We start from the raw sequence: 12,276 nt of genomic DNA, 5'->3' as shown, positions 1-12,276 counted from the left end.
TTTACTCCTCTGGAAACCCGTTAAGACCTAAGGTTTCAAATTCATGCTGATCGTTTTCAAAAATTAAAAACACTTTAAGTTCCGGATGCGATTTTAAAAACGTCTTGATCTTTTCAACACCCATAGTTTTAAACGCTGTGGCATAAGCATCGGCCGTCATACAATCTGACGCAATAACCGAAATACTCAACAAATTCGTTTTACTTGGATACCCGGTTTCGGTATTAATAATATGAGCATATTTATTACCGTTTTCATCAACTTTAAACTTTCTATACGTACCCGAAGTAGCCATAGCTTCATCTTTAACGGTAATCCCCTTTAAAATAGATTGGGTTCCATCAAAATGTGGTTGTTCTACGCCTACTTTCCAAGGCAATTGTTTTTCAGCATTTATTCCTCTTGTTCTGATTTCGCCTCCTATTTCAACTAAATAATTTTTGATGTTTTTACTTTCTAAAAACTGTCCAATCACATCAACGCCATAGCCTTTCGCTATCGCATTAAAATCAATAAAAGCACCTTCTGGTTTCTTTAAAATATGATTATTCTGTTGGACTTTATCAAATCCCACCGACAGCATTAAACTATCGATTTTCAAACTATCGAGATTCACTATTTTTCCACCCGGACCAAAATCCCAGGCATTTACTAAAGCCCCAATCGTTGGATCGAAAGCACCTTGTGTTGCTTTATAAATGATTTTTGAGGTATTGAACACCTTCTCGAAATGCGCATCGACCAAACTATCTTCATTTCTATTAATTTTTGAAATATCAGAGGTTGGAATATAAGTGGACATCGACATGTTAATAACTGCAAACAAACTGTCAAACTGTGGTTTATAATTGACATCTGAATCGTAAAGTACCGAATAACTGGTTCCGAAAATCGGACCAGTCAAGGTGGTGTTTTTAACTGAAGTTTCACAAGACACTAAAACAAGTGCCAAGAAAGACGCTAAGAATAATTTCATCTTAATTAAGATTTGTTTCAATAACCTGAATACCGTTGTACTCCATTAAATATTCCTGGTTTAAATAAATGGGCATTTTTTCGCCTTCAACATTACCTATGCCAACGCCGGCATATAGCACTTTTGCATTTTTATCTCTGGCATGCTTTTTAAAAGTCTCCATCCAGACCACATCGTAATTGTTAGGGTTATCGGGTAAAATTACAGCTCTAACAATCACGAAATAGTATTGACTGTTTTTGTCGATACACACAAATTGCGGATGCTTTTTTAATTTGCTGTTTACGGCTACAAACTCAAAACCACGTTGTTCCAAGTCTTTTCCAACATGATTCATAGCCAGATTATGTAGTTCCTGTTCTGTAAGTGGTTTACTCATATTGCAAAAATAATATTAAAAATTCGCCTACCCTAAAATTAAAAAATGTTTAACTTTAAAGCACTTACTTATTTAATCCTTACCAAATTGAGGGTTCATTTTTGTAATTAATATCAATATATGACACCACATCCTCTATCTAAAAAAGTCGGCCTTTTTTTAGGACCTATTCTTTTTATATGCCTTCGTTTAATCCCTTTTGAATCTATATCAGACAATGCCAGCACCGTAATTGCGATTGCCGGATGGATGATTTGTTGGTGGATCACAGAAGCGGTTTCAATTTCGGTTACGGCCTTACTCCCTTTACTTTTATTTCCGTTGTTTAAAGTCATGCCTATTGCCGATGTAGGCGCCAACTACGGAAGTCCAATCATTTTCCTATTCTTTGGTGGTTTTGTATTGGCTTTGGCTTTAGAAAAGGTGAATCTTCATAAACGTATTGCTTTAACCATTATCAAAAAAACAGGATCAACCCCTAATCGTGTTATTCTGGGATTTATGATTGCCACAGGATTTATGAGCATGTGGATTAGTAACACCGCCAGTACGGTTGTTATGCTTCCTATTGCACTTTCGGTGATTAAATTACTGATTAATGATGAAGATGGATTTACAAAACAGGATAAAAATTTTGCTTTGAGCGTCATGCTTGGCATTGCGTTTTCAGCAAATGCTGGAGGCATTGCCACAGTAATTGGCACACCTCCCAATTCCGTTTTAATCGGTTTATTAGAAAATGAATATCATATTGAAATTTCCTTTTTAAAATGGATGATTGTAGGTTTACCTTTTTCAATCATTTTAATTGGAATCATTTATCTGGTTATGGTAAAATGGTTCTTTCCTTGTCAAGGATTAGTATTTAGTACCGAAAAAGATTTTATCGATAATGAACTAAAAAAACTTGGAGAAACTAGTAGCAAAGAAAAACAGGTACTTGTCATTTTTGGTATTACGGTCTTTTTATGGATTTTCAGAACAGTTATTAACAACCTAATTCCAGGTTTAGAACTATCGGATACCATGATAAGTATGTTTGGAGCATTACTCCTGTTTACAATTCCTCACAACTTAAAACGTGGCGAATTCATTTTAGAATGGATAGATACTCAAAAATTAGCCTGGGGTATTCTCATGCTATTTGGTGGTGGTCTAGCTTTAGCCAAAGGCATGTCGGCAACTGGTATTGTCGATGTGGTCGCAAATACCATTGCCACAAGTAACATTAGTATTTTAGTCATGGCTTCATTACTTATTATTCTTATGTTATTCATGACGGAGTTAATGAGCAATGTCGCGTTAACAGCTGTTTTAGCCCCTGTGGTTGCTGGTATAGCTTTAAGATTGAATATCCCGATGCTATATTTACTCATTCCTGTAACAATGGCCAGTAGCTGTGCTTTTATGCTCCCAATGGCGACACCGCCTAATGCCATTGTATTTGCCAGTGGTTATGTTAAAGTCAGTGAAATGGCTAAAGTAGGATTCATTTTAAATCTTATATCGGTAGTACTACTCATCCTACTATTCAAAATAGGATTGCCTTTAGTATTTTAACACACTCGTTTTGGAAAGAGATCTGATTTTTAATAAATTAGGGAAAGCATCTGTATTATGAAAACAGCAAATAACCGTTTAGATATTGCCATAAAAAAATTATACACGGCATTTCACGATGATTGCCTTCATCCGGAGTGTTGTAAACAATGTGCTGTGGGTAACATTTTAGATCATTCAGATGCCTGGAAACACTTCTCTGATGATCACGGCTCAACGAAACTCAATTATATTGGTCACATTAATGAGGCCTTCGGAAAACGGTTTAATGGCTATACCCCTTCAGAATTACTTCTTATTGAAGTCACTTTTTTAAAAGCCTGTGGATATCAATTACCATTGCATTTCAAAAATAACAAGCCTGAAAACCCAACAAACAAAGACAATCTATTCAAAGGACTGCAAGCGGTTATTGAACTACTATGCGAGTTAGATAAAAGCCCGAATGTGATGGACTACACCGAACTTTTTGATAATTTGAGAATCTCAAAAAAGTCGTTGGTTTTAAAATAAATCTTTTCCTAAGCGCAACCAATTAATTAACTGGGCATCTTATACCAAAACCAATGTTCATGAAAGTTTGTTGTTCCTTATTTTTGTCCTTAATAATTATTTCTTGTTCTTCAAATGACATCTTATCCTATGGCAATTACAAGTTAAAAAATAACCGCTGTTACAAACTTATTGAATCAAACTACGAACTTTGTGTTGATTCTATTTCAGACTCGCGTTGCCCGGAAGATGTAGTTTGCATATGGGAAGGTAATGCTTCAGTTTATTTTTCATTAAAATCGCCAAACGAAAATACTAGTTTTACTTTAAACACATTCAGAGGTTTTCAAACAGATTCCATTTTAAAAGGTTTTAAATTTACATTACTTGATGTTTTACCTTATCCGGTAAATACCACTTCTTCTGAACAAAATAATTATAACGTTGAAATAAACATCGTAGACTCCATATAACCATTGCATTATTTTTCATTCATCTGATATTATTTCCTTAAATAGAATTAAATCAGCTATTTAGAAACATTTTCTTACTTTTAGTTTTCACATAATTAACCTCTAACCAATATTATATGAAAACAAAACAATTTATTTTTTCAACATTGTGTAGTGCCGCTCTTTTGGCGTGTATTTCAAAAGAAAAAAAAGAATCTACCGAAGTTTATGAATCGATTGAAGTAAAAGAAGTCGCTGTTGATCCCATAAAACGTGGTAAACATTTGGTTAATGCCATTGGTTGCCACGACTGTCATACTCCAAAAAAGTTTACTGAAAAAGGTATGGAACTGGATTTCGATCGTTTACTTTCTGGTCATCCAGCAGATGAAATTTTACCGCCTTATGATGAAACCACAGCCAAATCATATTTGTTATTCAACATGGGTTTAACAGCTGCCACAGGCCCATGGGGGACATCGTTTGGAGCGAACTTAACACCAGATGCAACTGGTATTGGGTCATGGAGTGAAGCCCAGTTTTTAACAGCTATTAAACTAGGCCTTTATAAAGGTATGGAAGGCAGCAGACCACTATTACCGCCAATGCCGTGGCAATCGTACAAAAACCTACCAGACGACGATTTAAAGGCTATTTTCGCTTATTTAAAAACGATTAAACCGATTGAAAACATAGTACCAAGCAATATTCCTCCTAAAATGAATTAATAAAAATACAGCGTATAAAAAAAGCCAACTCGTTTGAGTTGACTTTTTTTGTATCATAAGTTTTGGATTATCCTCCGAAATCATCAAATCTGATGTTTTCATCTGGAAGACCAAAATCTTCTCCCATTTTTTGTACCGCCTTATTCATTAACGGTGGTCCACAGAAATATAATTCAATATCTTCTGGAGCATCGTGTTTACTTAAGTAGTTATCAATAACACAATTGTGAATGAATCCTACGAAACCATCACCTTCAGAGTCAATATCTGCTTTAACTTTCCAGTTATCTTCTGGTAACGGCTCAGAAAGCGCTAAGAAGAAACGGAAGTTAGGGAATTCTTTCTCCAATTGATAGAAGTGATCTAAGTAGAATAACTCACGCTTAGAACGTCCACCGTACCAATAAGTAACTTTACGTCCTGTTCTTAATGTTTTGAATAAGTGGTATAAGTGTGAACGCATTGGCGCCATACCAGCTCCACCACCAACATAAAGCATTTCTGCTTCAGACTCGTTAATAAAGAACTCACCGTAAGGACCAGAAATGGTTACTTTATCACCTGGCTTTCTTGAGAAAATGTAAGATGAAGCTACCCCTGGATTTACATCCATCCAACCATTTTTATTTCTATCCCATGGCGGAGTTGCAATACGTACGTTAAGCATGATATCACGTCCTTCAGCTGGGTAAGAAGCCATAGAGTAAGCTCTTTCAACCGTATCGTCATTTTTCATTACTAACGGCCATAATCCGAATTTATCCCACTCTGCCTGGAACTTATCCGGAGTTTCATGTTCTTCAGGGTGCGCTGTAATATCGATATCTGAATATTTAATTTCACACTTAGGGATTTCAATTTGAATATACCCTCCCGCCTTATAGTTCATATCTTCAGGGATACGTACTACGAATTCTTTAATGAAGGATGCCACGTTGTAGTTACGTACAACTTCTGCTTCCCATTTTTTGATACCAAATACCTCTTCAGGAATTGTGATATCCATATCTTGCTTTACCTTAACCTGACAAGCTAAACGCGCTCCGTGTTGTAACTCTTTACGTGTAAAGTGAGGTGTTTCTGTTGGAAGTGCTTCTCCTCCACCTGAATTTACGTGACACTCACACTGAATACACGTTCCTCCACCACCACAAGCTGATGGTAAAAATATTTTTTGATTTCCTAAAGTAGATAATAAACTACCTCCTGAGGCAACTTCGATTTCCTTTTCACCGTTAATAGTAATCTTTACCGGCCCTGAAGGCGATAACTTTTGTTTTACTACTAATAGCAAGGTAACCAGTAAAAGCGTAATAATTAAGAACGCTACTACCGTTGCTACTATTGTTCCTGTTGTACCTGCTGCTAATAAAATCATCTTAATTATTTGTATTGTTAGCTAACTCTTCTTTTTCTGTTTCAGCTGCATTTAAAGCAACCTGATCGTTTGATGTTTCCTCTTGAACAGAAGCTGTTTTCTCTTCTTTCTTAGCCTCATCATCACCGCCAGTTAACATACCACCAAAACTCATGAATCCAATCGCCATTAACCCGGTAATGATAAAGGTAATACCTAAACCACGTAATGCAGGCGGCACGTTTGAATATCTGATTTTCTCACGTATAGCAGCAATTGCTAAGATTGCTAAAAACCATCCAATACCTGAACCTACACCGTATACAGTTGCTAAACCTAAAGTTGGGATTTCACGAGATTGCATGAATAATGAACCTCCTAAAATTGCACAGTTTACTGCGATAAGTGGTAAGAAAATACCAAGCGAGTTATATAATGATGGAGAGAACTTCTCTACAACGATTTCTACTAACTGTACCATGGTTGCAATAGTAGCGATGAATAAGATGAATGATAAGAAACTTAAATCGTAAGCTGCATATTCTTCACCTAACCATTTTAAAGCACCTGGTTGTAAAATATACTGATCTAACAACCAGTTTAAAGGTACTGTTATAAGCATTACGAAAATAACGGCAGCCCCTAAACCAACAGCTGTTGAAACTTTTTTAGATACTGCAAGGTAAGAACACATTCCTAAGAACGTAGCAAATACCATGTTATCTATAAATATTGATTTTAAAAATAATTCTAAATGTTCCATATGTTTTCAATTATGAATTCTGAAAAACAGAATCCTAAATTAGAGACTAGTCTTCGATTAATGCTTTATTTCTAGAACGTTGTACCCAAATAATGATACCTACCACGATTAACGCCATTGGCGATAATAACATGAAACCATTATTTTCATATCCTATGGCATATAATCCAGTTTTTTCAATTGGGTCTCCTAAAACTTTAAATCCTAATAACGTACCAGAACCTAATAATTCTCTAAAGAAACCAACGATAACTAAAATTAAACCATAACCAGCAGCATTACCAATACCGTCTAAAAACGATCTCCATGGTCCGTTACCTAAAGCAAAAGCTTCAAAACGTCCCATAATAATACAGTTGGTAATAATTAAACCAACGAATACCGATAATGTTTTACTTAATTCGTATGAGAATGCTTTTAATACCTGGTCTACTATAATTACTAAAGCTGCAACAACAACTAACTGAACTATAATTCTAATTTTTGAAGGTATAATGTTTCTCATTAAAGAGATAACAACGTTACCTATACCTAACACAGCCATTACCGAAATAGCCATTACAATTGATGCTTTTAACTGCGCTGTAATTGCTAAAGCAGAACAAATACCTAATACCTGAATAGTAATTGGGTTATTATCTGCTAACGGATCTGTAATTAACTTTGCGTCTTTTTTTGATAAAAGTCCCATACGATTAATTATTTTTTAAATTATCAAAATAAGGTTTATAAAGCTTTAAATCACTTTTTATCATTGCTGCAACACCATTACCTGTAATAGTAGCACCAGCAATAGCATCAACCTCATTATCTGTTTTATCTTCGTTTGTAGGATCGGCATTTCCTTTAGCTACGTCAACTCCTTTAAAGTTTCCGTTAGCGTCTAATAAATGCTCACCAATAAAATCGTCCATAAAGAAACGCTCTTTAATGTTTGCTCCTAACCCTGGCGTTTCTCCTTTGTGATCGAAGTATGCTCCTTGAATAACCATATTCTCATCCATAGAAACATATCCCCAGATAGCATCCCAAAGTCCTTTTCCGTAGATAGGTACGATGTAAAATGTTTTTCCGTCTTTCTCTCCAACAAAAAGAGGTAAGTTACGCTTAGCAGCATCACCACCGGCAGCAGCTTTATCTTTTTTAAGGTCTATTAAATAAGCCTGGTCATTTTCTTCAACGTTACCATTTTTAATAACCTCTTGCTTAGTAATATATTTAGAGAATAATTCTGAAGCTTCTTTAGTATCTACAAACACAGCACTACCAGCATCGTTATTATTTACTCCCATGGCATATAGAATATTTTGTTGTTTTTCTATACGCATATTTTCTGAAATCTTCGGACTTAATGAAGAAGCCGTAAATGCTAATAAGGCTCCTACAATTACTACCATTGCTATCGCAAATAGAATAGTATATGAATTTTTGTCTGTTCTATTTTCCATCGTTATGCAACTTTAGCTTTTAAACGTTTCATTCTTTTCTTCACATTACCTTGAACTACGTAATGATCGATAGTTGGTGCAAATACGTTCATTAAAAGAATCGCTAACATTACACCCTCTGGATATGCCGGGTTAAATACACGAATTAAGATAGAGATAAATCCTATTAAGAATCCGTAAATCCATTTTCCTTTATTGGTTTGTGAAGCTGTTACAGGATCTGTAGCCATAAACACCGTACCAAAAGCAAAACCTCCAATTAATAAGTGGTGCCAGAATGGGGTGCTCATTAAGCCATAGAACTTACTTGCTTCAGAAATAATACCAGCATCAACAACCTGATTGAAGATTAATCCCATTACAATAGCTCCTACTACAGAAGATAACATAATTCTCCAGCTTCCAATTTTAGTGAAGATTAAGAATAAACCTCCTAAAAGGATTAATACTGTAGACGTTTCACCAACAGATCCAGGAATAAATCCTAAGAACATATCTGAAACTGAATAAGCAAATTCCTTTCCTTGCGCTAAGCTTCCTAAAATAGTTTCACCAGAAATAGCATCTAAATTAGCTCCGGCAGCAATCTCGTTAGTTCTTTCAACTGCACCTTCTACCCATACTTTATCTCCAGACATCCAGGTTGGATATGCGAAGAATAAAAATGCACGAATGGTTAGAGCCGGGTTAAGAATATTCATTCCTGTACCTCCAAATACTTCCTTACCAATTACAACACCGAAAGCTACTGCTACTGCAAGCATCCAAAGCGGAATATCGATAGGTACAATAAGTGGCACTAACATACCAGTTACTAAGTATCCTTCTTCAACTTCGTGTTTTTTGATGATAGCGAATAAGAACTCAATTCCTAAACCAACACCGTAAGACACGATTACTAACGGAAGTATTTTCCAGAAACCAATCATGAAGTTTGCTAAAGTCCAGAATTCTGAACTAAAGAAACCACTTGAAACTGCATCGATAGAACCAACAGCTAAATTGTGTTGATACCCCGCGTTAAACATTCCGAAAATTAAACACGGAATCATAGCCATGATAACCGTATTCATGGTACGCTTTAAATCATCTGCAGCCTTAACATGAGTTCCACCGTGAGTGGTCTCGTTTGGCAAGTATAAGAACGTATGAAGCGCGTTGAACGCAGGAGCAAACTTCGTGCTTTTATACTTTTCTTTTAAAACATGTAATTTATTTTTTAAACTCATTTTTTATAGTTTTCATTTTTAATTAGAAAAATGAATAAGATTTTATTTTTCACTCTGCTTAACAAAACGAAGAAAACTTCATTTTTCATTTTGCTTCACAAAAGGAATAATTATCCAATTTCTTTAAGCATTAAATCTAAGCCCTCTCTAATAATTTTTTGATGTGGTTGCTTAGATACACAAACAAACTCAGTTAATGCAAAATCTTCAGGAGCTACTTCATACATTCCTAAAGCTTCCATTTCATCTAAATCTTTATACATACAAGCTTTTAAAATTTGTAATGGATAAATATCTAAAGGAAATACTTCTTCGTAACCACCAGTAACAACGAAAGCACGGTGTTCACCATTTGTATTGGTATCTAAGTTGTATTCTTTTTTAGGGTTTAACCAAGAGAAGGTTAATGCTCTAGAAGTAGAAATTTTGTTGAATACAGGTTTATTCCATCCAAAGAAATCGTAATCATCTCCTTCTGGAATTACAGTTATTACATTGCTGTAATAATCTAAAGCACCATCTGGTCTTACTTGTTTTCCACTTAAAACGTTTCCTGAAATTACACGAGCATTAGAGTCTTGAGTAATACCTTTATCGTAAATCATAGTTGCTACTTCGCTACCAATTTTGGTTTTAAAGTAACGTGGTTTTTCTATCTCAGAACCTGCTAAAGCAACAATACGCTCTGCGTTAAATTTACCAGTTAACAATAATTCACCTATAATAACAAGATCCTGTGCGTTTACCGTCCAAACAACTTCACCTTTATTAACAGGGTCTACTCTGTTAATTAATGTACCTACATTCCCTGAAGGGTGTGGTCCTGATACTTTGTGAAGTGTAATTCCAGATAAACCTGCTAAAGGCGAATTAGAATTAGCACCAACAGACACGTGTACTTTACCTTCGGTTAATTTCCCTATGGCAGTAACGGCAGCTTGTAATTCTGCTTCTTTACCTTTTAAAGTAAAATCTAAATCGGCTGCTAAAGGTGCACTTGCGTAACCTGAAATAAAAATAGCCTTTGGTGTTTTAGACGGGTTAGCCACAACATCATAAGGACGTTGTTTGATAAATGGCCAACAGCCTGAAGCCAATAAATGCGCCTTAACCATTCCTGGGTTAGCCGCATCGACATCAAACTTACCGTTGTCTAAGTACACTTGTTCGCTATCAACTTCTATTTTAACAGCATCTACTCTACGTTTTGGTCCACGAACTACCTCAACTACAGTTCCAGATACAGGCGACACAAATTTCACAGACTCATTCGATTTATCATAAAAAATCGTTTCACCCGCTTTTAATGTGGTACCTTCTTTAGCTACAAGTTTTGGAATTACGCTGTGGAAATCTTCAGGTCTAACCGTGCAGTACTTACTTATAACTGCCTGTTCAACAGTTTTTTCAGCCTCACCTTTAAGTTTTATATTCAGACCTTTCTTAATCTTAATGTCGTTTGACATACGCTATATAATTGAATTTTGTTGTCTAAAAAGCGACGCAAATTTACTGAATTTCTTCAGTAATAAACGTTATTGTAATGTCTTAGTTTGTTATTTGTACAGATTCTAAATAAGAGATTATTGCCTAGGCATGAATTTTGTATATCTTTACAAGATATTATTCGTAATTAGATGAAAATTAACACACATCTCTTTTTTTATTTTTTCTTTTTCTCTTTCTTAAGCTTTGCCCAAGTTGAAGAAGTTACACCACCTGACTATATAAAAACAATAAATTTTAAAGGAAATACGCCCGAAACGCAATTACCCATTTTAAAGCTTGGTGAATATGTGGTTTTAGAGTTTGATGCCCTAAACGGAAATGAGGATGATTACTACTATAAAATTGAACATTTTAATCACGACTGGACACCTTCCGTTTTATTCAAATCGGAATATTTAGACGGTTTTGATAATCAGCGCATTCGCGACTACGAAAACTCATATAACACCTATCAAATTTATTCACATTACAAACTAACCATCCCTAATCAGTTTACTAAAGGTTTAAAGGTTTCAGGGAATTATATACTTTCAATTTTCAACAGTTATGACGAACTGGTTTTCTCAAGAAAATTTATGATTTACGAAGATGAAGCATCGGTTGGCGTTGCACTTAAACGCGCAAGAAACATTGAGTATATAGACCAGAAACAACGTGTAGATATTACTATTTCCTCTAATGGCGCTGCTTTTAATAACCCTATGCAAACCGTAAAAACTGTTATTGTACAAAACAACAACTTAAACTCAGCTATAAAAGATTTAAAACCCTTGTATACGGTTGGAAAACAACTTATTTACAAGTACGATACCGAAACCAGTTTCTGGGGTGGAAACGAATACCTGTATTTTGAAAACAAAGATGTTCGCGCAGCCAATACAGGCGTGCAATTTATTGATTTAAAAGAACTATACCACAACTATTTATTTACTAATATCCCCAGATACAACAGACCTTACACTTACAATCCGGACATTAATGGAAATTACGTTATCACCAATATTGACGCAGAAAACCCGAGTATAGAAGCCGACTATGTCTGGGTGCATTTTTCCCTGTTAGCCGACGACACTTACAGGAATAAAAATGTACACATCTATGGCAACTTCAACAACTATGTAGTAGATGAAAGCACCCAATTAATTTACGATGAAGATCGAGATACCTTTTCCACGTCTCTACTATTAAAACAAGGATTTTACAATTATAAATACGTTGTTGTTAACACTAACAACACTATTGATGAAGGCGTAATTAGCGGCAACTTTTATCAAACCGAAAACAATTATAAAGTCATTGTGTATTATAGAGATCTGGGTGCCCGTTACGATAAAATTGTAGGCATTGGTGAAGGGTCTTCGGTAAACATATCAAACTAAGTTT

Annotated in this window: 13 protein-coding genes; 5 read left to right on the top strand and 8 right to left on the bottom strand. The window is 35.2% G+C overall.

Annotated features, from left to right (window positions below; all coding sequences use genetic code 11):
- Position 1 precedes the first annotated feature (1 nt).
- Positions 2-976 carry an FAD:protein FMN transferase gene (locus NO995_RS11725; RefSeq protein ID WP_258227681.1) on the bottom strand — a complete coding sequence of 325 codons (975 nt, stop codon included), beginning with the start codon at positions 974-976 and terminating at the stop codon, positions 2-4.
- A 1-nt stretch (position 977) separates the two neighbouring features.
- A complete protein-coding gene (locus NO995_RS11720; protein WP_240574752.1) occupies positions 978-1,355 on the bottom strand; it encodes a Na(+)-translocating NADH-quinone reductase subunit F in 378 nt (125 codons plus the stop codon).
- A 120-nt stretch (positions 1,356-1,475) separates the two neighbouring features.
- Here NO995_RS11720 and NO995_RS11715 point away from each other — a divergent pair, with 120 nt between their 5' ends.
- From NO995_RS11715 to NO995_RS11700, 4 genes are all read left to right on the top strand, one after another.
- Positions 1,476-2,915 (top strand): DASS family sodium-coupled anion symporter, encoded by a 1,440-nt coding sequence (locus NO995_RS11715; protein ID WP_258227680.1) that lies wholly within the window; start codon positions 1,476-1,478, stop codon positions 2,913-2,915.
- Positions 2,916-2,972: 57 nt separating this feature from the next.
- Entirely contained in the window at positions 2,973-3,428 is a 456-nt protein-coding gene (locus tag NO995_RS11710) for a Na(+)-translocating NADH-quinone reductase subunit F (protein ID WP_258227679.1), read from the top strand.
- Positions 3,429-3,487: 59 nt separating this feature from the next.
- Positions 3,488-3,880, top strand: a complete 393-nt coding sequence (locus NO995_RS11705) for a hypothetical protein (RefSeq protein ID WP_258227678.1) — start codon at positions 3,488-3,490, stop codon at positions 3,878-3,880.
- Between the two features lie 116 nt (positions 3,881-3,996).
- Positions 3,997-4,587: a c-type cytochrome gene (locus NO995_RS11700; protein ID WP_258227677.1), complete on the top strand. Its 591-nt coding sequence runs from the start codon at positions 3,997-3,999 to the stop codon at positions 4,585-4,587.
- A gap of 67 nt (positions 4,588-4,654) precedes the next feature.
- Here NO995_RS11700 and nqrF read toward each other — a convergent pair whose 3' ends face one another.
- The 6 genes from nqrF to NO995_RS11670 form a co-directional block, all read right to left on the bottom strand.
- Complete coding sequence (gene nqrF / locus NO995_RS11695) at positions 4,655-5,962, bottom strand: NADH:ubiquinone reductase (Na(+)-transporting) subunit F (RefSeq protein ID WP_258228014.1); 1,308 nt, start codon at positions 5,960-5,962, stop codon at positions 4,655-4,657.
- 4 nt (positions 5,963-5,966) lie between these two features.
- Positions 5,967-6,707, bottom strand: coding sequence for an NADH:ubiquinone reductase (Na(+)-transporting) subunit E (nqrE, locus tag NO995_RS11690; protein WP_258227676.1), 741 nt, complete (start codon positions 6,705-6,707; stop codon positions 5,967-5,969).
- A 46-nt stretch (positions 6,708-6,753) separates the two neighbouring features.
- Positions 6,754-7,398, bottom strand: a complete 645-nt coding sequence (locus NO995_RS11685; protein ID WP_258227675.1) for an NADH:ubiquinone reductase (Na(+)-transporting) subunit D — start codon at positions 7,396-7,398, stop codon at positions 6,754-6,756.
- 4 nt (positions 7,399-7,402) lie between these two features.
- The gene (locus NO995_RS11680; RefSeq protein ID WP_258227674.1) at positions 7,403-8,155 is read right to left on the bottom strand and encodes a Na(+)-translocating NADH-quinone reductase subunit C; all 753 of its coding nucleotides are present in this window, start codon (positions 8,153-8,155) and stop codon (positions 7,403-7,405) included.
- A 2-nt stretch (positions 8,156-8,157) separates the two neighbouring features.
- Positions 8,158-9,384 (bottom strand): NADH:ubiquinone reductase (Na(+)-transporting) subunit B, encoded by a 1,227-nt coding sequence (locus tag NO995_RS11675; protein ID WP_258227673.1) that lies wholly within the window; start codon positions 9,382-9,384, stop codon positions 8,158-8,160.
- A 110-nt stretch (positions 9,385-9,494) separates the two neighbouring features.
- Positions 9,495-10,850: a Na(+)-translocating NADH-quinone reductase subunit A gene (locus tag NO995_RS11670; protein ID WP_240574730.1), complete on the bottom strand. Its 1,356-nt coding sequence runs from the start codon at positions 10,848-10,850 to the stop codon at positions 9,495-9,497.
- Positions 10,851-11,021: 171 nt separating this feature from the next.
- Here NO995_RS11670 and NO995_RS11665 point away from each other — a divergent pair, with 171 nt between their 5' ends.
- Positions 11,022-12,272, top strand: a complete 1,251-nt coding sequence (locus tag NO995_RS11665; RefSeq protein WP_258227672.1) for a DUF5103 domain-containing protein — start codon at positions 11,022-11,024, stop codon at positions 12,270-12,272.
- Positions 12,273-12,276 lie beyond the last annotated feature (4 nt).

It is taken from the genome of Aestuariibaculum sp. M13 (assembly GCF_024723255.1).
Classification (GTDB): Bacteria; Bacteroidota; Bacteroidia; order Flavobacteriales; family Flavobacteriaceae; genus Aestuariibaculum; species Aestuariibaculum lutulentum.
This window is presented reverse-complemented; position numbering and strand designations above follow the sequence as displayed.